This is a genomic window from Shewanella sp. 1180_01 (assembly GCF_052850535.1).
Genome location: NZ_VXCT01000036.1, coordinates 1 through 20393 on the forward strand (window position 1 = coordinate 1; position 20393 = coordinate 20393).

The 20393-nt window shown below is 46.1% G+C and carries 17 protein-coding genes and 1 riboswitch; of the genes, 11 read left to right on the forward strand and 6 right to left on the reverse strand.

Features of this window, described 5'->3' with window-relative positions; genetic code table 11:
• Positions 1-307: 307 nt before the first annotated feature.
• Positions 308-1300, reverse strand: coding sequence for a class 1 fructose-bisphosphatase (locus tag FW758_RS16725; protein ID WP_446445968.1), 993 nt, complete (start codon positions 1298-1300; stop codon positions 308-310).
• 266 nt (positions 1301-1566) lie between these two features.
• Between FW758_RS16725 and FW758_RS16730 the strand changes: the two genes are divergently transcribed.
• Positions 1567-3882, forward strand: coding sequence for a S9 family peptidase (locus FW758_RS16730; protein WP_446445969.1), 2316 nt, complete (start codon positions 1567-1569; stop codon positions 3880-3882).
• A 98-nt stretch (positions 3883-3980) separates the two neighbouring features.
• Here FW758_RS16730 and arcA read toward each other — a convergent pair whose 3' ends face one another.
• Positions 3981-4697: a two-component system response regulator ArcA gene (gene arcA, locus FW758_RS16735; protein WP_006080127.1), complete on the reverse strand. Its 717-nt coding sequence runs from the start codon at positions 4695-4697 to the stop codon at positions 3981-3983.
• Between the two features lie 588 nt (positions 4698-5285).
• Here arcA and FW758_RS16740 point away from each other — a divergent pair.
• The 3 genes from FW758_RS16740 (at position 5286) to FW758_RS16750 (ending at position 8625) form a co-directional block, all read left to right on the forward strand.
• Positions 5286-5720, forward strand: a complete 435-nt coding sequence (locus FW758_RS16740; protein ID WP_006080129.1) for a DUF3293 domain-containing protein — start codon at positions 5286-5288, stop codon at positions 5718-5720.
• Between the two features lie 101 nt (positions 5721-5821).
• A riboswitch (Lysine riboswitch) is annotated at positions 5822-5996 on the forward strand.
• 150 nt (positions 5997-6146) lie between these two features.
• The gene (gene lysC / locus FW758_RS16745) at positions 6147-7502 is read left to right on the forward strand and encodes a lysine-sensitive aspartokinase 3 (protein ID WP_446445970.1); all 1356 of its coding nucleotides are present in this window, start codon (positions 6147-6149) and stop codon (positions 7500-7502) included.
• Position 7503: 1 nt separating this feature from the next.
• Entirely contained in the window at positions 7504-8625 is a 1122-nt protein-coding gene (locus tag FW758_RS16750) for a succinylglutamate desuccinylase/aspartoacylase family protein (protein ID WP_446445971.1), read from the forward strand.
• A 102-nt stretch (positions 8626-8727) separates the two neighbouring features.
• On the opposite strand, the gene FW758_RS16755 is transcribed toward FW758_RS16750, so the two are convergent.
• Positions 8728-9693, reverse strand: a complete 966-nt coding sequence (locus tag FW758_RS16755) for a zinc transporter ZntB (protein WP_446445972.1) — start codon at positions 9691-9693, stop codon at positions 8728-8730.
• A 197-nt stretch (positions 9694-9890) separates the two neighbouring features.
• Here FW758_RS16755 and FW758_RS16760 point away from each other — a divergent pair, with 197 nt between their 5' ends.
• Positions 9891-10265, forward strand: a complete 375-nt coding sequence (locus tag FW758_RS16760) for a YacL family protein (protein ID WP_006084163.1) — start codon at positions 9891-9893, stop codon at positions 10263-10265.
• 90 nt (positions 10266-10355) lie between these two features.
• Here FW758_RS16760 and FW758_RS16765 read toward each other — a convergent pair whose 3' ends face one another.
• Together FW758_RS16765 and narQ are read right to left on the reverse strand one after the other, a co-directional pair.
• Positions 10356-10985, reverse strand: a complete 630-nt coding sequence (locus tag FW758_RS16765; RefSeq protein ID WP_006084162.1) for a response regulator — start codon at positions 10983-10985, stop codon at positions 10356-10358.
• Positions 10978-12813: a nitrate/nitrite two-component system sensor histidine kinase NarQ gene (gene narQ, locus FW758_RS16770; protein WP_311905942.1), complete on the reverse strand. Its 1836-nt coding sequence runs from the start codon at positions 12811-12813 to the stop codon at positions 10978-10980. The genes FW758_RS16765 and narQ overlap by 8 nt, the downstream gene beginning before the upstream one ends.
• A 225-nt stretch (positions 12814-13038) precedes the next feature.
• On the opposite strand from narQ, the gene nrfA reads away from it, so the two are divergent.
• Positions 13039-14442 (forward strand): ammonia-forming nitrite reductase cytochrome c552 subunit, encoded by a 1404-nt coding sequence (nrfA, locus tag FW758_RS16775; RefSeq protein WP_259583250.1) that lies wholly within the window; start codon positions 13039-13041, stop codon positions 14440-14442.
• 149 nt (positions 14443-14591) lie between these two features.
• Here nrfA and FW758_RS16780 read toward each other — a convergent pair whose 3' ends face one another.
• Positions 14592-15134: a hydrolase gene (locus FW758_RS16780; protein ID WP_427650234.1), complete on the reverse strand. Its 543-nt coding sequence runs from the start codon at positions 15132-15134 to the stop codon at positions 14592-14594.
• Between the two features lie 344 nt (positions 15135-15478).
• On the opposite strand from FW758_RS16780, the gene FW758_RS16785 reads away from it, so the two are divergent.
• The 5 genes from FW758_RS16785 (at position 15479) to aroG (ending at position 20383) form a co-directional block, all read left to right on the forward strand.
• Entirely contained in the window at positions 15479-15817 is a 339-nt protein-coding gene (locus tag FW758_RS16785) for a P-II family nitrogen regulator (RefSeq protein WP_006080143.1), read from the forward strand.
• 10 nt (positions 15818-15827) lie between these two features.
• Entirely contained in the window at positions 15828-17078 is a 1251-nt protein-coding gene (locus FW758_RS16790; protein ID WP_259574983.1) for an ammonium transporter, read from the forward strand.
• Positions 17079-17292: 214 nt separating this feature from the next.
• On the forward strand, positions 17293-17631 hold the full coding sequence (locus tag FW758_RS16795) for a hypothetical protein (RefSeq protein WP_446445973.1): 339 nt from the start codon (positions 17293-17295) through the stop codon (positions 17629-17631).
• A 126-nt stretch (positions 17632-17757) separates the two neighbouring features.
• Positions 17758-18951, forward strand: a complete 1194-nt coding sequence (locus tag FW758_RS16800; protein WP_446445974.1) for a tetratricopeptide repeat protein — start codon at positions 17758-17760, stop codon at positions 18949-18951.
• Between the two features lie 376 nt (positions 18952-19327).
• Positions 19328-20383 carry a 3-deoxy-7-phosphoheptulonate synthase AroG gene (gene aroG, locus FW758_RS16805; RefSeq protein ID WP_446445975.1) on the forward strand — a complete coding sequence of 352 codons (1056 nt, stop codon included), beginning with the start codon at positions 19328-19330 and terminating at the stop codon, positions 20381-20383.
• Positions 20384-20393 lie beyond the last annotated feature (10 nt).

Sequence of the window (20393 nt, forward strand, 5' to 3'; positions counted from 1 at the left end):
TTAGCTTTCGGGGTACAGGATGTACCATCGGAAGCGTTAGCGATTTTCGAATAAGCACTAAGCCAGTCTCTAATGCATGTAACTTCGCAAGGGGCGGCAAGGGAGCTCCAAGAGGGAATTGCTGTTGATCCCCTCTTGGTCGGGTGTGGGTTGAAGACCCACGACTTTGACTTGCCTCGGCCGTTAGGCCGCAATTTTTTCAGCGGTAAGGCCGCATAAAAATTAAAAATGTCGCATTCTCCGACAATAAAAAAGCCACTGTGGTCAGTGGCTTTTATCCTAAAAATCAGAATCTAAGCGATTCTGCTTACTCTATATAGGGTTCTTCACTGTAATCAATACCGTGATAACTCAGGCAAGCGTCGACTTCGTTGCTGCTACCTAAAATCACCGCAACACGTTGGTGAATTTGCGTTGGTTGAATATCCAAAATGGTTTCATAACCGGTTGAAGCTTTACCGCCGGCTTGTTCGACTAAAAAAGCCATTGGGTTGGCTTCGTACATCAAGCGCAGTTTGTACGGCTTTTTAGGATCTTTATTGTCGGTTGGGTAAGTGAAAATACCGCCACGGGATAGCACGCGGTGTACATCGCCAACCATGGCCGCAATCCAACGCATATTGAAGGATTTTTCGCGTGGGCCAATTTTACCGAGCAGTAAATCGGCAATATAGGTCTGCATTGGCGCTTCCCAAAAACGTTGGTTCGACATGTTAATGGCAAACTCTTGGGTATCTGGGCTAATGCTCATGGCGGCGTTGGTCAGTAAAAACTCATTGGTTTCTGGGTGCAAAGTAAAGAGTTGCACGCCTTGGCCTGTGGTTAGTGCCAGCATGGTCGATGGACCATAAAGTACATAACCTGCGGCTAATTGCGCACGGCCAGATTGTAAAAAGCTGGTTTCAGTCAACTCGCCAGCAGGGGCGGGTAGGACAGAGAAAATCGTGCCGACTAACGAGTTGATATCAATATTAGATGAGCCATCTAGCGGATCGAAACACACCAGATATTGACCATTTTGGCTGACTTCAACCACATGATCTTCTTCTTCCGACGCTAAACCGCGCACTGTACCGTCAGCTTTTAATGCATCTTTGAGCATGTCGTTGGTGATGATATCCAGTTTTTTCTGGGTTTCACCTTGGACGTTTTCTTGCTCAGTCGCGCCTAACACGCCTGCAAGCGCCCCGTGGCGAACGGCATGGCTAATGGCTTTTGAGGTGTCGGCTAAGGTTAAAATCAGGTGGGAGAGAGAGTCGTTCACTGCCTGTGAGGTCAGGTGCTGGGCCAGAGTCTGCATGTTATGTCCTTTAGAGGTTCAACAATGAGGTCAATTTCGTTATTTGCCGCGAATGATAACCCAGTTAGTCGACAATTTCAGCGATGTTGCAGATGCTTTTAGCGAATATTGGCGCTTTTAGGGATTATTTGGACTGAGTCTACGAGATGATCCTAATTTGTATCGGCATATTGCATGCTATTTCTATTTGGGGTTTGCCTCTGGCACAATGTTGGCTTGTTTTTAATCGCTGACATCTTAGGCGATTATACTTCCAAGGAATAATAATGATTAAAAATAGGTTAACTTGGTTCCCTGCGTGCTCACTTAAGGTGCGCGCTGTTCCCCTACTGATAGCGAGCCAAATGGCCATGATTTCGACAGCTATGATTTCAGCAACGACCCCAGCTTTGGCAATGGAAGGTGGCAAACAGCCACTGACGATTGAGCGAATGAATGCCTCGCCTGCCTTAGCGGGCACCAGTCCCCGTGGTTTGAAATTGTCCCCCGATGGCCTGCGGGTTACCTATCTTGCTGGCCGTAAAGATAATCAAAGCTTTTATGATCTCTGGCAGATGGATGTCAAAACCGGTGAGTCGAGCCTGCTATTAAATGCCGATAAGCTGGCAAGCAATGAATTATCCGATGAAGAAAAAGCCCGCCGCGAGCGCCAACGTATTTATGGCGAAGGCATTATGGAGTACTTCTGGGCCGATGATAGCCAAGCGCTATTAATCCCCGCTGCTGGGAATCTGTATTACTTTTCCCTTGTCGACAAGAGTGTGACTCAATTGCCGATTGATGAAGGGTTCGCCACAGATGCACGCCTATCGCCTAAGGGCAATTTTGTGTCTTTCGTGCGGGATCAAAATCTGTATGTGTTAGATCTGGCGACGAAAAAACTCCAAGCTATGACGACCGATGGCGGCGGGGCAATTAAAAATGCCATGGCTGAGTTTGTCGCTCAAGAAGAAATGGATCGCATGACTGGCTACTGGTGGGCGCCCGATGAATCGGCTATCGCCTTCACCCGTATCGACGAATCTGCGGTCGAGCAAGTGACGCGCAATGAGATCTATGCCGATGGTATTAAACTCACCGAGCAGCGTTACCCAGCCGCAGGTAAAAACAACGTCGACATCGCATTAGGTGTGGTCACGCTAAAAGATAAGGCCATCAATTGGGTGAGCCTGCGCGAAGAGAATAGCAAAGACAAGAGCAAAGACATTTATCTGCCACGTGTCGATTGGTTGCCCGATAGCAAACACTTGTCGTTCCAGTGGCAGAGCCGCGATCAACATCAGCTCGATTTGCAGTTAGTGGCGTTAGATGCGCTGACTAAGCCAAAAACCTTAGTGAAAGAACGCAGTGATGCTTGGGTAAACCTCAATAACGATCTGCATTTCTTAAAACAGCAGTCTGCCTTTATTTGGGCATCTGAGCGTGACGGCTTTAATCATCTGTATCTTTTTGACTTAAAAGGTAAACTCAAAACACAATTGACTAAGGGCGAGTGGGCTGTCGATGAGCTGGAATACATAGATGAAACCGCAGGCTGGGTGTATTTCACCGGCCGTAAAGACACGCCAATTGAGAAACAGCTTTATCGCGTGCCTTTAGCGGGCGGCAAGGTTGAGCGCGTGAGCAAGCTTGCGGGGATGCACAATCCTGTTTTCGCCGATAATCAGAGCGTATATCTCGATTATTTCAACAGCTTATCTCAGCCACCGCAAATCAGTTTACACGGTGACGAGGGCCAGCAACTGGCTTGGGTCGAGCAAAATGCGGTTAAGCAAGGTCATCCTTTATATGATTATGCAGGGCTGTGGCAAATCCCTGAATTTGGTGAACTGAAAGCCGAAGATGGCCAAGTGCTGCAAACCCGCTTATTCAAACCCGTTCCCTTCGATGCAAGCAAGAAATACCCTGTCGTAGTGCGAGTTTACGGTGGGCCGCACGCCCAGTTAGTGACTAATAGTTGGAGCGAGCAGGACTACTTTACCCAGTATCTGGTGCAACAAGGGTATGTGGTATTCCAGTTGGATAACCGCGGCAGTGCGCACAGAGGCACTCAGTTCGAGCAGGTGATTTACCGTCATTTGGGCGAAGCTGAAGTGAATGATCAAAAAGTGGGGGTGGATTATTTACGGAGTCTGCCCTTTGTCGATGCCGATAATGTGGCGATTTACGGCCACAGCTACGGTGGTTATATGGCCTTGATGAGTTTATTTAAGGCGCCGGATTACTTTAAAGCCGCGATTTCGGGCGCACCTGTGACCGACTGGCGCTTGTATGACACCCATTATACTGAGCGTTACTTAGGTCACCCCGAAGGTAATGAAAAGGGTTATGAAGCCAGCAGCGTGTTTCCTTACGTGAAAAACTATCAAGCAGGTCTGTTGATGTATCACGGCATGGCTGACGATAACGTCTTGTTTGAAAACAGCACTCGGGTTTATAAAGCGCTGCAGGATGAAGGTAAATTATTCCAGATGATCGATTATCCGGGATCTAAACATTCGATGCGTGGCGAGAAAGTGCGTAATCACTTATATCGCTCATTAGCGGATTTCCTCGATAGACAGCTGAAAAGCGCTAAGTAACAGACATAAAAAAACCAGATCCTAAGATCTGGTTTTTTTGTGAATTGATGCTTATCGAATCAATCCTGTTGCTAATGCGAGTGTCGCTTAGCGGGCAATTAGCCTTCTAAGTTACCGCAAAAGCGATAGCCTTCACCGTGAATAGTCGCGATGATTTCTGGCGTATCTGGCAAGCTTTCGAAATGCTTGCGGATACGACGGATAGTCACGTCTACAGTACGATCGTGTGGCTTAAGTTCACGGCCAGTCATTTTCATCAGTAGATCGGCACGAGTCAAAATTTTGCCTGGGTTTTCAACAAAGTGCAGCATAGCGCGGAATTCGCTACGTGGCAGTTTGTAAGACTCACCCTGCGGGCTCACTAATGAACGGCTGTTGATCTCTAAGCTCCAATCGTTGAAGCGATAGTATTCTACTGAGCTCTTTTCTTCGACTTCGGCACCAGCGCTGTTGACGCGAGTCAGAAGGTTACGAGCACGAATCGTCAATTCACGTGGGTTGAACGGCTTGGTAATATAATCGTCCGCGCCAATTTCAAGTCCAAGGATTTTGTCGACTTCGTTGTCACGACCTGTCAGGAAGATCAGACCGATGTTGTTGATTTCACGTAGTTCACGTGCCAACAACAGGCCATTCTTGCCTGGCAAGTTAATGTCCATAACGACCAAGTTAATTTTGTTTTCCTGCATAGCCTTATGCATTTCTGCGCCATCATTGGCCTCAGTTACCACATACCCTTCTGCCTCGAAAATACTTCTCAGCGTGTTACGGGTAACGGCTTCATCTTCAACGATCAGAATGTGCGGATTTTGCATATTATTTACCTAAATTTTAATCAGTTTATACTAACCAATAAGAGCAACTTACTTCGGGCTCTTATATTCATAAAAGCGTTGATACTTCCTTGAACTGCTTTGTGCTCAAAAGGAAAATCTTTACGGTGACATCTATATCTGGATGTAGATTAAGTGCACGTTTAAGTGTAATACGAGAAAACGTAATCAGTACCAACTTCGATAAGCAATAGTTAGAATAAGTTCCTTAACTATTGTTTTTTTTAAATGTTTAAAAGACAAATCAAATGTAGAACACATTTTAAACAGATGCCCGGTCAGTTCACGTTACTTAAAGCGATATATGTAACAAACTGTATTGAACGATAAGCATCTTGCTCAATCTGTTTCAACTCACCAGTACGTACATTGTACTCGTTTTAGTCATTTGTTAACAAATGAAATGTTAACAAATTTTAGGTGAGTCGGGGTTTTTACCATGATATTTACTTTAGCTATTGATTAGTATAACTAATGTATTTGCCATTCCTGTGAGCCAGTTCACGCCTCTTTGGATTTTACAATCACTCTGCTACACTAGCCTGGGTTCATTTTTCGATTAGACTACCAATGGACAATACGACTCAAGATTTGTGGCAATGTTACCAAGCGCCGTTATTTTTGCTGACTCAAGCATTATCCTGTGATTTTTCCTTTGCTGTTATTACCGCTCATAATCCAGCTTCAAAGCTGCTTTCTCCCAGTCAAAACCGTTTACTCGATCGCCAACTTCTCCGTGAAATTGAATTACTCGGCAGTCCCTATCGTGCTTTAGTGGGTGCGGCGCCGGATTTATCCCACATGGAAAAAAGCTGGGCCGTGTTTATCGATAGAACGATGGCGCTGCAATTGGGGAAGAAATTTAATCAATACGCGATTTATGTGGTCGAACAAGGGGAGGTGAGCTTAGTGCCTTGCACCTTGGCCGGACATGATGAAGTGTGTTTAGGCAAATTTAGTGATTATGTGCAGCTGGTATACGAGTTACCCGATTTAAGCACTTAGTTGTTTTCAAAAGATTTTATTTAAATTATTCATTTGTTATGAAATTAGCATTGACTTCATTAGGGGTTTATTGCTACTTTTTTCGTCCCTTTCCCTAGGAAAGGAACAGAAGAGGAGCGTTAACTAGGTAGTCGGTCAGAGGAGCACAAACTCCAGCGATGACTGATGAGGGAGATTAACGCCGAGGCATAGATATGGTTGTTGCATGTTTATGTCGGTCGCTCAGGCTGAATCCTGACGATTGTCACCTGTAATTGGTGGAGAGCTTCTGGTGACGATTGCTGTTTCCCTTCTTTTGGGGTGCGTTATCATTGAGCACCAGGCTCTTCGAACGAAGTTAGTTCGGAGTGTGATCATGTTAGTTAATCAATATTTTATTCAATCTGCGTTTATTTCTTGCCCTACGTGTTTCACGGAGGTGCGCTAATGTCCCTCGTTGTCGCAAAATTTGGTGGCACCTCAGTCGCCGACTATAACGCTATGAATCGCTGTGCCGACATAGTGTTAGCTAATCCTCATTGCCGTTTAGTCGTGATCAGCGCATCGAGTGGCGTGACCAATCTGTTAGTGGAATTGACCCAAGAATCCATCAACGACGATGGTCGATTACAGCGATTAAAACAAATTGCCCAAATTCAATATGCGATTTTAGATAAGCTAGGTCGTCCTAACGATGTGGCCGCCGCATTAGATAAATTATTGAGTCGCATGTCAGTATTGAGTGAAGCGCTCGCATCACAACGCAGCAAAGCGACCATGGATGAGTTGTTGTCCCTCGGTGAGCAATGTTCTTCGGCGTTGTTTTCAGCCGTCATCCGCGAGAAAGGTGTTAACTCTAGTGCCTTCGATGTGCGTCGAGTATTACGTACCGACAGCCATTTTGGCCGCGCGGAACCCCAGGTTGAGCAGATTGCGACTTTAGCTCGTGATTATCTACAGCCACTGTTAGCGGAACAAGTGATTGTGACGCAAGGCTTTATCGGTGCCGATGAAGCAGGTCAAACGACCACATTAGGCCGCGGTGGTAGTGATTATTCTGCTGCGCTGTTAGCCGAAGCGTTACGCGCCTCAGCGGTCGAGATTTGGACCGATGTAGCGGGGATTTATACAACCGATCCTCGCCTTGCGCCCAATGCCTTTCCGATTGCCGAGATCAGCTTTAATGAAGCCGCCGAGATGGCGACCTTTGGTGCCAAGGTATTGCATCCTGCGACCATTCTTCCTGCTGTTCGTCAACAAATTCAAGTGTTTGTTGGTTCAAGTAAAGAGCCTGAAAAGGGCGGGACTTGGATCCGTCATCAAGTGGAAGATGCGCCCGTATTTCGCGCTGTGGCTTTGCGCCGCGACCAAACGCTGTTAAATCTTCACAGTTTGCAAATGCTGCATGCGCAGGGCTTTTTAGCGGAAACCTTTGCGACATTGGCGCGACATAAGATCAGTGTGGATTTAATTACCACCTCAGAAGTGAACGTGTCTCTAACCCTCGATAAAACCGGTTCAGATTCTAGCGGTCAAGGTCTGTTGAGTGAGGCATTGTTGCAAGAATTATCACAGCATTGCCGGGTGCGCGTCGAAGATGGATTAGCCTTAGTGGCGATTATCGGTAACCGCATTGCGACCACGCCGGGTATTTGTCGCCGTGTGTTTGAAGTGTTAGAACCACACAATGTGCGGATGATTTGCCAAGGCGCCAGCCCACATAACCTGTGTGTGTTAGTGGCAGAATCGGAAGCGGCGCAAGTGGTGAAATCGCTGCATCAAAATCTGTTCGAAGGCGCTTAATATGCTGCTGACAACATCGTCTCTGCAAATTGGCGAGCTTGCCGCAGGGCAAGCGCTCACCTTGCCTATTTACCATTTTAAGCCGAGCGACGATAAGGCGACTGGCCCCAAAGTGTATATTCAGGCCAATGTCCACGGCGCTGAAGTGCAAGGTAATGCGGTGATTTATCAGTTGATGAAGCAGCTCGAACTCTGTGACATCCGCGGTGAAATCACCTTAGTACCATTAGCCAATCCCCTTGGGATCAATCAAAAAAGTGGTGAGTTTACCCTCGGCCGATTTGACCCTATTACGGGGGCGAACTGGAATCGTGAGTATTTGAATCATGCTATCGATTTGCCGACTTGGTATAGCGAACATGCCAAGCTGAGTGATAGCGAGCTGATCCAAGCTTATCGCAGTACTTTGGTTGAAGCCTGTCAGCAAAAGTTGCGTCACGAATGGGGAATTACAACCGGGCATAGGCTTGCGGTTAATCTGCAGATTATGGCCCACGGCGCGGATATAGTGCTCGATCTGCATACGGGTCCTAAATCCTGTAAGCACTTGTATTGTCCTGAATATGACTTAGCTGCCGCGCAGTTTTTGTCGATCCCTTATACGCTTGTTATCCCCAACACCTTTGGTGGTGCTATGGATGAGGCAGCGTTTTGTCCTTGGTGGCAATTAAGTGATTTTGCAAAAGCGCAGGGGCGAGATTTAGCCGTTGCTGTGTCAGCGTTAACCTTGGAGTTGGCGAGCCAAGAGCGTGTCTGTCTTGAGGATGCGTTGGTTGATGCCCAAGGGATTTTGGCGTATTTAAGCCACAGAGGCGTGATCGCTGAAACCGTTGCGCCCGCTAAAATGCAGCGCTTTGGTTGTTACCTTAAAGACTATAAAAAGTATCACGCACCAAGTTCAGGGTTAGTGGAATACCTCGCTCCAGTGGGTGAACCACTGGCTGCGGGACAGCCCTTAGTCAATTTACTGCGAATGGATTTATACGGTACGGCAGATGAGCTAAAGACGGTCAGTTTGCCGCAGGACTGTGTGCCTATTTTGCACTTTGCTTCGGCGTCTGTGCACCAAGGGACAGAGCTTTATAAAGTCATGACTCATGTGTTTGAGTTGCCGACGACATAATCGCCCGCTTAGAGCATAAGCATTAGCTCATAACATTCAGCTTATCGGACTGAGAGCAAACAACGCCAATCCTAATCGATTGGCATTGTTTTTTTAAGGTAGCTATAACCACTTAAATCGATAAAACAGTGCCATTTGCAGGGCGACGAGTGAGATTAATATGCCGCAGAAGGTGGCGAAGGCCCAAGTGTTGTCAGCGCCCGGAATGCCGCCAATATTGACTCCGAGTAAGCCCGTTAAAAAACCCAATGGTAAGAAGATGGCCGACACTAAGGATAAGAAATATAAGCGCTTATTGAGCTGCTCCGATTGCTGACTGAGTAATTCTTCCTGAGTGACATTGGCTCTGTCGCGCAGGGCATCGAGATCTTCAATAGTGCGAATAAGCTTATCGTTTGTTTCCCTGAGTTTAAGCCGCTCTATATCGTTAAATAGACTCAGTTGTTCGGAAATCATTTTCGAAAATGCTTCACGCTGGGGCGCTAAATAGCGGCGAATGGCAACGGTTTGGCGACGCAGTTCGGCGATATCGGTGCGTAAGTCTTTCACATTGCCTGAGACAACGAGCTCTTCTAAATCTGAGAGTTGTTCTTCTAATTTATCGATGAACTCGACTTTACGGTTAGTGAGTCGCTCGCAGACAGCGACGATAAAGTCACCTGTGGTGGTCGGCCCATTTCCCTCAAGGATCAGTTCGGCGACATCTTTGACCGACTGTAACTCGCGATCGCAGGTGGATATGATCCGCTGTTTATCGGCATAGATACGCACGGCCACCATGTCTTCTGGTGCCGAGTTTGGGTTGAGGTTGACGCCGCGTAATGCGAGTAATATGCCTTCGCCTGTAATCACTGCGCGGGGGCGAGTGTCTTGGGCCAGTAAGGCATCACTTTCGACCTTAGGTAGGCCGCTATTGAGTATCCAGTGGCGCGCCTTTTTATTGCGATAGCGAAGATGCAACCAGAGTAGGCCATCCTGCGGGTTCCATTTTTCAATTTGCTCTAGGCTTAAGGTAGAACCCGCTTGGGCACCACTCAGCACTAAGCTGTAGATAAATCCTTCGTGCATATCGCATTCCATATCTCTTTCAAAATCATATAAACAAGCTAACTGATTTTGTCATGAAAATGAAGTCAGTACTTGTGCTTAACGGATAAGAGGCTTGCCCTGAGCGCCCTAAATCTGCTGTGCTGCGGGAGGCGAGCAACTTCGCCAAGGATAGGTTAAAATTAGCATTAGTAGGCTTAGAGCAAAGAGACAATAAAATGGAATACGAATTTCGGCGCAACAGTTTAACCGGCACTTTTCTGGCCAGCTTTAGCATGGATCATGAAGTGCTGGGGCAGTGGTTTACAGAAGAATTAGGGCCAGACTTAGCCAAAATTCAGCAAGTGTTGGGCATGATTAAAGACATTCAAACCGATAAACGCGGTGCATGGCGCCTCGTTGGTAATGATTTCACCTTAGAGTTAGAGCGTGAGCAGGCGCGGGTGTTTGCGAATTCGTTAGGTTTTGAGCAAGAGTATGAGTTAGAAGAGGCTATGTCACTCTATGATGCTGAGTCTGAGGCCTATTGTGGCTTAGAGGACTTTGAGCAGGCGCTACTGAGTTGGCAGCAGTTTGTCGAGAAAGGTCTGTAATCATCCATTTAAGTCCAGTTCGATTAAAAACATAAAGGCAATCATGGGATTGCCTTTATTGTTTGCGCGATACCTCGCTAAACTCAGGGATTACTGATTAAGGTAGCGTACCGCCATTTCGGTTCTCGACTTGGCATTAGCTTTACGCAGTAGGTTTTTCACATGCACTTTGACTGTGCCTTCACTAATGTGTAAATGCTCTGAAATCATCCGATTACTTAAGCCTTCCGCCAGTTGCTCTAGAATTTGCAGCTCCCTTGGCGTCAAGCTCGAAATCCATTCTTGCTCATCGGTCGCATCTTTTAGCTCGTAGAGGTATTCCTCCACTTCATCACTGATAACTCTGTGGCCAAGCATGGCATTTTTGAGCTTTTCGAGCAGTAAATCGGGCTCAGTATCTTTGAGCAAATAGCCGTCGGCTCCTGCGCGTAATAAGCGGATCACATCCTGTTTGGCATCGGAAACTGTGAGTATCACTATGCGCGAGGTGACGCCCTCTTGGCGCATGGCATTGAGGGTATCTAGGCCCGTCATACCTTTCATATTCAGATCGAGCAAAATGATGTCGGGTTCATCGGTGGCGACGGCGGTTAATGCGTCTAAACCGCCACCAGCTTCACCAAAAAGGCTGAAATCAGGATCTGAGGCAATGAGCTGGCAGATGCCTTTGCGTAACAGGGGATGGTCATCGACCACAAGTACGGAATAAGGTTTACCCATTTGAAGGCTCCTGTTGAGAGGGGAAAATAAGTGTCACTCGAGTACCACTTGAACCTTTGCTGTGCTGCACAAGGTTGAATGAATGGTTAGGCTTGAGTGTATCGTCTTGTTCGTTGCATCCTTGCTCAATCGTGGTTGCCGTAGCAGGTTTAAATCTGCTTATCTCGTTGTCGCTAAATATGACTTTACCTGAAAGTTTGCTGGCTCGCTCATGCATAATCCCTATGCCAAAGTGTTGATCTCGTTCTTTTAAATGTCCAATACCTATGCCGTTATCGCAAACATTGATATTGACCATGCCCTCGTCATCCTTATAACAATGGATATTGATGAGGCTGGCCTCGGCGTGTTTGATGGCGTTTAGAGTCGCTTCTCGCGTGATCTGCAGTATGTGAATATGCTGCTTTGCCTCTAACCATTGTGGTGCAAGTTTATAGTCTAAGGTGATCTTGATATTCGTCTTGGCTCTGAGCTGCTCGAGCATAGCCTCTAGGGCACTTTTTAGATCGGGTTCTTTAATTGTGAGTCTAAAGGTCGACAGCAATTCCCTGAGCTGCACATAGGCAGTGCTCACGCCTTCATTGATTTCGGTTAATTGAGCCTCAATTGTTGGGTTGCGGCAGCTGTGATCTAAGTTTTTGCGTAATAAGCTAATTTGGATTTTAAGGAAGGACAGCACTTGACCTAAGGAGTCGTGTAATTCCCGTGCGATTACGCCGCGTTCCTCCATCAGTGCCAGTTGTTGCCTTTGCTCTGTGGCGTTGTGGATCACGATTGAGCGAGTCAGCATAATCGCGAAATTTTTAAATAGCGCGATATTCGGTGTTTGATCGGCAATCAACTCTAAGTAGCCCAGATTTGCTTGCTCAAATTGTAGCGGGAAACGGGTACTCTCTTGAGTCATATCTGGCCAGCCGCCATCGGCCTCAATCACTTCAAGCTCTTGCTCTGGATACTGGATAATGAGCCTAAGGTAGTCGAGTGACTCATAGCCTTTTAACTGATTTAGTGCCGCTTTGAGCGCTTTGTAATCGAGCTTATTTGCGTTTAATGTCAGTAGGTTATCGTATAAAAATGCCAGCTCATTGTTGGCCCGAGTGAGTGCTAAGGTTTTCTCTGCCACCTGCGACTCTAAATCGCCATAAAGCATAGCGAGTTCCTTGGCGGTTTTTTGCAGGGCATGGGTGAGCGCTGTGAGTTCGATATATTCGGTTTCGGGCATTTCGATTTCAAAATTGCCTTTAGAAATAGTATTCGCCGATTCCATAAGCTTTTGCAGTGGGATTACCACTTTCTTCTTAGTAAAACGCACCGCCACAAAGGCGATAATGAGCATGACGCTTAAGCCTAATATTTGGCTGGCGGCGAGGAGCCTGAGTTTAAAGGCGGCGTGGTGCTCCATCTCCAATACCAGTAAATCTATGGTGTCGACAAAGTCCTTAAGTGACGCCACATAGTCGCGGGAGTTTTCTTGCTCTATGTAGTATTTCATCACCAGCCATTTATCGATCACGAGCTGATATTGATCGGCAATCTTACGTGGACTAAACCAACTATCTGAAGGCTTTAAGGTATCGGAATAGAGGGTGTTTTCGAATTCGATGATTTTATCGAGCGCAGCATCACTGCCAGAGTTGGCGTAAAACATCAATCGGTAGCTTTGCATCCGCAAAGAACCCGAGGCGTTAATCGCCTTAGCGTCGCCCAAGCTGTAAGACAAATTGATGATAGCAAAGGTCGATAAACTGCTAGAAAGCAGAATGAGTACTAACATTAATCCTAAGATTTTTGAGGTTAGACTGCCTCGTTTCATTAATCCGCTATTCATTTTAATGGCCGCTGTTATGGCACTTTGCAGTGGTTTTTACATTAGAAAATAATGTAATACATTAACAAAAGTATAGAAGTGTGAACAACAACACCTTTACATTTTGATCTAGCGCAAACTTCGACCTAGATACCCCCTAAGAGGTATATGTTTAGCGGGATTAAGTCACTAAGTTTGACCATGGAGATGTCGTGATTTACAACAATAATGCAACACGGAGATGAGATGATGAAGAAGATGACAGGTAAGTCCTTTGCACTAAGTGCACTGGTTGCCGCCAGCTTCATGGCGGCGGGCGCAATGGCGAGTGATAAAACTGAGCCTCGCAACGAAGTTTATAAAGACAAATTTGCTAATCAATACGCTAGCTGGCATGACACAGATAAAAGCACTGAAAATACCGATGTGTTAGCCTCGGACCCGAGCTTAGTCGTGCTGTGGGCAGGTTATGGTTTTGCGAAAGATTACAACGCACCACGTGGCCACATGTATGCCATTACGGATGTGCGTAACACTCTGCGAACTGGCGCACCAGCCAACGCGGAAGATGGTCCAATGCCTATGGCTTGTTGGAGCTGTAAGAGCCCTGATGTACCTCGCTTAATTGAAGAGCAAGGCGAAGATGGTTACTTTAAAGGTAAATGGGCCAAGGGCGGCCCAGAAGTCGTCAATACTATAGGCTGCGGCGACTGCCATGAGAAAGGCACGCCTAAACTGCGTATCTCTCGCCCCTTTGCTGAACGTGGTATGGAAGCATTAGGTACACCGTTTGCCAAAGCGTCTAAAAAAGACAAGCAATCTATGGTCTGCGGTCAGTGTCACGTTGAATACTATTTCGAGAAAAAAGAAGGCAGAAAAGGTTTCGTTAAATTCCCTTGGGATATGGGCACAACCGTTGAGCAAATGGAAACCTATTACGACGGTATTGAGTTCTCCGACTGGACGCATGCGCTGTCTAAAACCCCTATGTTAAAAGCGCAGCACCCTGGTTATGAAACTTGGAAACTCGGTGTTCATGGTAAGAACGATGTGAGCTGTGTTGATTGTCACATGCCAAAAGTGACTAACGACAAGGGTCGTAAGTACACAGATCATAAAGTGGGTAACCCATTTGATCGTTTTGAAGAAACCTGCGCGACGTGCCACAGCCAAAGTAAAGAGTTCTTAGTCGGCTTGACCAACGAACGTAAAGCGAAAGTAAAAGAGCTTAAAGGCCGCGCCGAAGCACAACTGGTGAAAGCGCACTTTGAAGCCGCAGCCGCTTGGAAAGCGGGTGCAACTGAAGCGGAAATGAAGCCTATTCTAACCGATATCCGTCATTCACAATGGCGTTGGGACTATGCGATTGCTTCACACGGCGCTGCTGCGCATGCCCCTGAAGAAGTCTTACGCATCCTAGGCACAGCGGTAGATAAAGCGGCAGATGCGCGGGTTAAATTAGCGCAATTGTTAGCGAAAAAAGGCATCACAGATCCTATCGCGATCCCAGATATTTCTACTAAAGCCAAGGCACAAGCCGCTTTAGGTATGGACATGGACAAAATGAATGCAGAGAAAGAAGCATTTAAGAAAGACATGTTACCTAAGTGGGATGAAGAAGCGAAAAAACGCGAAGCCACTTATAAATAGTGTTTAACAAATCATTTTTAACCTGAGCTAACCCCCTCATGTAAGCAAAAGCCCTCGCTGACTCAGCGAGGGCTTTTTTATGGGAGTGAATGTCAACGTCATGCCTGAACCAAGGGCTGTTTACTTCATTAGAGCCAAGGAATGAATTGCTATTTGATCAGTTTTAATAATGCCCTAAAGCGCTCGCCTTGGGCTTGATGTTGTAATTCAAATAATAGCGATTCCACGTTAGTTAATAAGGCGCCTCTGGCCGTCATCATCTGAATACCCAGTTGTTTATTATCGGCACTGCGTGATGAGACGCCATCTGCGACGAGATGCACCGAATATTGCTGTCCTATAAGGTCACAACAGGTTTGATAAACACACACATGGGTTTCAATGCCCGCCAGTATGACGTGTTTACGATTTGTCTTGGTGAGTGCCTGCGCAAACTCTTCACAGTGCCAGCCGCTAAAATGTTGCTTGGCAATGGGGGAGCCGGTTTTCTCCAGCAAGGTTTGAAGCCCAGGACTGGTTGCTCCGAGTTTATCGGGTAGCTGTTCTAACCACAGTATGGGTATTTCGAATAATTGTGCACCTTGGATTAAGGTCTGTAGTTGTTGGTGCAGCTTGTCACTGTTATCCATGATTTGTGCAAGTTTTCCCTGCACATCGACGATAACGAGAACACATTCTTCGGGTTTTAACATCGGGCCTTCCTTCTGCGCTTGATGATTGTCTTAGTGATGATCTTCGCTTTTGTCTAAGAGCTTGTGCTGTGATGCTCAGATTTCATCTCGATTTACGCTTCCCCCAGTAGACCCCAATTTAACCTTGTTACCAATAGGCCTAAGGTCGAATAGCTGTTGCACTTAAACTGCTCACTAAAAGAGTGCGTTGCACTTGTTTGTGCTCGATCATGGTGCATTTTTAACCTTTGAAAATAACCTTGTTTAGTTAAAATTTAAAATAATCAGTAAGTTAAATTGTTGGCCTGATGATTGAATTACCTTTGATACAAGTTAATAACAATCGCGTTTTTTTGGAGGTCAGGATGAAACTAGTCAGCGCTATCATCAAGCCATTTAAGTTGGATGATGTCCGTGAAGCTATCGCCGGAATAGGTATTGAAGGCATGACGGTGACCGAAGTTAAAGGTTTTGGCCGTCAAAAAGGGCACACAGAGCTGTATCGTGGCGCCGAGTATCAGGTGGATTTTTTGCCAAAAGTAAAACTAGAAATTGCCACTAAGGCTGAAAATCTCGACATGTTGATTGAGGCCATTACCACTGCGGCCCATACGGGGAAAATTGGCGACGGTAAGATCTTCGTCGTCGACTTAGAACAAGCTATCCGTATCCGTACGGGTGAACTCGATACAGAAGCGCTATAAGGGGCTGACAATGGAAGAATTAACAAAATTAGGCGGCACAGTCACTGAACTACGCTTTGCACTCGATACCTTTTACTTTTTGATTTCTGGTGCGTTAGTTATGTGGATGGCGGCGGGATTCGCCATGTTAGAAGCGGGTTTAGTTCGCTCTAAAAACACCACTGAAATTTTAACGAAGAACGTTGTGTTGTACGCGATTGCCTGTGTGATGTACCTATTGGTTGGCTACAACATTATGTATGTCGATAACACTGAAGGAGGCTGGTTACCATCGATTGGTACCTTAATCGGTTCTCAATCATCGGATGCGAGCCATGCATTAGAATCTGACTTCTTCTTCCAAGTGGTGTTTGTGGCAACGGCGATGTCAATTGTCTCTGGCGCCGTGGCGGAACGGATGAAGTTATGGGCTTTCCTGTTCTTCTCAGTGGTAATGACTGCGGTTATCTATCCAGTAGAAGGGTATTGGACTTGGGGCCAAGGTTTTATCTCTAAACTGGGCTTTGTGGACTTTGCCGGTAGCGGTATTGTGCACATGACTGGTGCGACTGCAGCGATTGCGGGGGTATTATTGCTTGGTGCACGTAAGGGTAAATATGGCCCTAACGGTCAAGTGAATCCTATCCCAGGATCTAACTTGCCAATGGCAACCTTAGGTATGTTTATTCTGTGGATGGGCTGGTTTGGCTTCAACGGTGGCTCGCAATTAATGGTGTCGGATGCGGCGAATGCGAGCTCAGTGGCAAAAGTGTTTGTTAATACTAATACTGCGGCGGCATTTGGTGCTATCTCTGCGCTTATCGTATGTAAGATGATTTGGGGTAAAGCGGATTTAACCATGATACTCAACGGTATTCTGGCGGGTTTAGTGGCAATTACGGCAGATCCGCTATCACCTTCACTGTTAATGGCGGGCGTGATTGGTGTGGTTGCTGGTGGTTTAGTGGTGTTCTCTATTGTGGGCTTAGATCGCATTAAGATCGACGATCCTGTGGGCGCGATTTCAGTACACGGCGTGGCGGGTTTCCTTGGGTTAATGTGTGTGCCATTATCCAACGCTGATGCGACTATTACTGGGCAGTTGACCGGTGCAGCCTTCATCTTTACTTGGGTATTCTGTTCATCCTTTGTGGTTTGGTATGCGATTAAGAAAACCATGGGGATCCGTGTGACTGAGGAAGAAGAATACAATGGTATGGATGCGTCTGATTGTGGTATCGATGCTTACCCAGAGTTTGTTACGGTTAAAAATGCTGGTTAAGTAAACTGGCGAATGAATGGTGATTCAACTTGATGCCTAGCGTGGATCGAGGGATAGTAAAGCAGAGCTTAGGCTCTGCTTTTTTTATGGATCATCGCAATGGTTGAAGCTCAATTAGTTTAAGGGGGAAGGCATAAGTCGGTTGCCGCGCATTACTGCTTCCTTGCAGCACTATTTACCTGCACCATTTACTGCAAGAATAAAGGAGTGAACTATGAGCTTAAATGCCACTGCTGTCGGTCAATTTACGCGACTCAGTCTTATCGTCATTTCTGGCTTGATATCAGTATCTGCCTTAGCAGGGGAAATCATAGTTAACCGCTCGAGTGAGCCAGTCGATGCCTTTGCTGTGCGCGATCAAGTGCTCAAGGATTTTGAGTGGCAGGAGTCGCTGCGTCGTCAGCAGCAGATCCAAATTCTGCAGGCTTTACCTTTAGGTTGTATTACTGTGATGAAGCCCTATCGCTATTTCACCTGTGGAGAACATAACTATCGGCCATACCATTACCAGCAGCGCGAGCTATACATAGAGGTTGATCGACCTTCGCAGTAGCTAACTTGCTAAATCACTTACCGTTATTTTTTAACGATACGATTGTCATTTTTTGTAACCATTTTATGTCGTCTTTTTCGCCATTTGTAATAAGCTCAAATAGGAGCTAATGGTGTGGGAGGACATATGTCGAAACTATTCCGAGCCGTATACCTGAGTGCCATCATGGGCACTGTACTCAGTCAGTTGTTTGCCTGTAGCTCGACGACCATCGAGCCTGATCCGTCTGATCTTGAGTCGCTATTTGCCGATTCACTGTTTTCCCCTGTCGCCGATATTCCTTCAGTTGCGGATATTTTTTATTTGCCGCCAGAGGTGGTGACAGACGTAAAGCGTAGCTATGACAAATACACTTTTTCCCATAATAACGCCATGTTAGCCAACGAATGGTTAGCCAGTTATATCAATGCCAGCCAAACCAATAGTGCTAAAATTGATTTTCGCTACCAAGATAACCTGACCCAAATTGCCCGTGAAACCTACGCCCAAAGGGCAGGGAATTGCATGTCCTTAGTGGTCATGACTTCTGCGTTGGCGGATATATTGAATGTGGGCGCTGAGTATCAAGATATCGCCATTGAACCCGTATGGGACAAGCAAGGTGATTTCTATTTAATCAATGGTCATGTGAACTTACGCTTACTTCCGCCCGAGAATTTGCATTCAGTCTATGTGTCATCCGCAGCAATCTTAGTGGACTTCATGCCCGAGCGCGCCCTACGAGGGTATGGTAAGACCCGAGTGAATAAGCAAACCTTGATCAGCATGTTTTACAATAACATGGCGGCAGAATCTTTAGTGAATGGCGATTTAGATAGGGCCTATGCTCTCATCAAAGCGGGTTTAAATGTCGGTCAGTTTGTCCCCTCACTCAATACGCTCGCCATTATTTATCGGCATAAAGGGGATGAGAAACGGGCCGAACAAGTGTATCGCTATGCGCTTAAGTTTGAGGCGAAAAATTTAACCACGCTTTATAACTTAGCTTTGATTTTAGGGGATCAGGGGCGGCTTGATGAGTGGGCCGAAATCAATAAAGTACTTGAATTAGCAAGAATATATAATCCCTATTACTACTATGATATGGCGCAGCAAGCCTTTGATGAGCATCAATACGACGAGGCTTTGGCTTGGTATCAAAGGGCGTTGGCTAAGGCCGATTATCGGCATGAATTCTTCTTCGGTTTATCAAAAACCTATTGGGCGCTGGGGGATGAAAAGCGTGCCAAATTGAATATGGAAAAAGCGCTGGCTTTGAGCCGTGATGATTCAGAGCGTCACCGTTATCAGAACAAGTTACAAGTCATGCTGCACCATTAGTATAGGCTAGCTCTTTAGCATCCAGTTCTCTTGCATAGAGGGCTGGCATCAATTGCACTCATTCAAGCGTTTAGTCGTTAATACCTTAGCTGACAGGCATGGATAGCTCACTCGTACTTGCCGCAAGCATTCCCCGCTTGCTTTTTATCCGCCGTATTCGATTTTGTTCATCAAGGCTGTGAGTTAGCTGGCATATTTGAATTTTTATTTTTTTAAAATATATTAAAACAATAAGTTATATTTGATTTTTTGAAATGGAGACAACTTGGTTGCATTGGCGCTTGAGACTCGATAAATTGAACTCAGTATTGCAGTTGAGATCCCTTATCGCAGCGATAGAAATAGCCTAAAACACCAGAGTTGGAGCAGTAAAATTATGTATTACCAAAATGATGACGTTCGCATTAAAGAAGTAAAAGAGTTACTTCCTCCTATCGCGATTCTAGAACGATTTCCTGCTTCTGAAAAAGCCTCTGCGACTGTGTTTAATGCGCGAAATAGTATCCACAATATTCTGGCTAAGTCTGATGATCGCCTGTTAGTGGTGATTGGGCCTTGTTCTATCCACGATCCCAAAGCGGCGTTGGAATATGGTCAACGTCTGGTTGCGCTGCGTGAGCGTTATAAGGATCAACTCGAAATCGTGATGCGAGTGTATTTTGAAAAGCCAAGAACCACAGTGGGTTGGAAGGGGCTTATCAACGATCCTTACATGGATAACAGCTTTAAACTCAACGATGGTTTACGCACTGCGCGTAAGTTATTGGTGGATTTGAACGATAGCGGCATGCCAACCGCGGGTGAGTTTCTTGATATGATCACCCCACAATATATGGCAGATTTAATGTGCTGGGGAGCCATTGGTGCCCGTACTACTGAATCACAAGTGCACAGAGAATTAGCCTCAGGTCTTTCTTGTCCAGTGGGCTTTAAAAATGGAACCGATGGCACCATCAAAGTTGCCATCGATGCGATAGGTGCTGCCAATGCACCGCACCATTTTTTATCTGTGACTAAGTTGGGTCATTCGGCGATCGTTTCGACGAAAGGGAATCCTGATTGCCACATTATTTTACGTGGTGGTCGCGAGCCTAATTACAGTGCGCCGCATGTCGCTGAAATTAGCCAGCAGTTATTAAAAGCTAAACTTGCCGACAACATCATGATCGACTTTAGCCACGCCAATAGTAGTAAACAGTATCAACGACAGTTAGTGGTTGCCGAAGATGTGGCTGGCCAAGTAGCGACGGGCAATACTGCTATTTTTGGTGTTATGGTAGAAAGCCATTTAGTGGAAGGTCGTCAGGATTTAATTGAAGGTCAAGTGTTGTGTTATGGCCAGAGTATTACCGATGCGTGTATCGGTTGGGATGATACTGAGAGCCTGTTGGCCATTCTGAATCAGAGTATTATCGAACGCCGTCAGGTTTAATTGTCTGCTC

Bases quoted from the DNA above. Each gene is read 5' to 3' on its own strand.
- FW758_RS16725 (WP_446445968.1), bottom strand. From the start codon at position 1,300: ATGCAGACTCTGGCCCAGCACCTGACCTCACAGGCAGTGAACGACTCT.
- FW758_RS16730 (WP_446445969.1), top strand. From the start codon at position 1,567: ATGATTAAAAATAGGTTAACTTGGTTCCCTGCGTGCTCACTTAAGGTG.
- arcA (WP_006080127.1), bottom strand. From the start codon at position 4,697: ATGCAAAATCCGCACATTCTGATCGTTGAAGATGAAGCCGTTACCCGT.
- FW758_RS16740 (WP_006080129.1), top strand. From the start codon at position 5,286: ATGGACAATACGACTCAAGATTTGTGGCAATGTTACCAAGCGCCGTTA.
- lysC (WP_446445970.1), top strand. From the start codon at position 6,147: ATGTCCCTCGTTGTCGCAAAATTTGGTGGCACCTCAGTCGCCGACTAT.
- FW758_RS16750 (WP_446445971.1), top strand. From the start codon at position 7,504: ATGCTGCTGACAACATCGTCTCTGCAAATTGGCGAGCTTGCCGCAGGG.
- FW758_RS16755 (WP_446445972.1), bottom strand. From the start codon at position 9,693: ATGCACGAAGGATTTATCTACAGCTTAGTGCTGAGTGGTGCCCAAGCG.
- FW758_RS16760 (WP_006084163.1), top strand. From the start codon at position 9,891: ATGGAATACGAATTTCGGCGCAACAGTTTAACCGGCACTTTTCTGGCC.
- FW758_RS16765 (WP_006084162.1), bottom strand. From the start codon at position 10,985: ATGGGTAAACCTTATTCCGTACTTGTGGTCGATGACCATCCCCTGTTA.
- narQ (WP_311905942.1), bottom strand. From the start codon at position 12,813: ATGAATAGCGGATTAATGAAACGAGGCAGTCTAACCTCAAAAATCTTA.
- nrfA (WP_259583250.1), top strand. From the start codon at position 13,039: ATGATGAAGAAGATGACAGGTAAGTCCTTTGCACTAAGTGCACTGGTT.
- FW758_RS16780 (WP_427650234.1), bottom strand. From the start codon at position 15,134: ATGTTAAAACCCGAAGAATGTGTTCTCGTTATCGTCGATGTGCAGGGA.
- FW758_RS16785 (WP_006080143.1), top strand. From the start codon at position 15,479: ATGAAACTAGTCAGCGCTATCATCAAGCCATTTAAGTTGGATGATGTC.
- FW758_RS16790 (WP_259574983.1), top strand. From the start codon at position 15,828: ATGGAAGAATTAACAAAATTAGGCGGCACAGTCACTGAACTACGCTTT.
- FW758_RS16795 (WP_446445973.1), top strand. From the start codon at position 17,293: ATGAGCTTAAATGCCACTGCTGTCGGTCAATTTACGCGACTCAGTCTT.
- FW758_RS16800 (WP_446445974.1), top strand. From the start codon at position 17,758: ATGTCGAAACTATTCCGAGCCGTATACCTGAGTGCCATCATGGGCACT.
- aroG (WP_446445975.1), top strand. From the start codon at position 19,328: ATGTATTACCAAAATGATGACGTTCGCATTAAAGAAGTAAAAGAGTTA.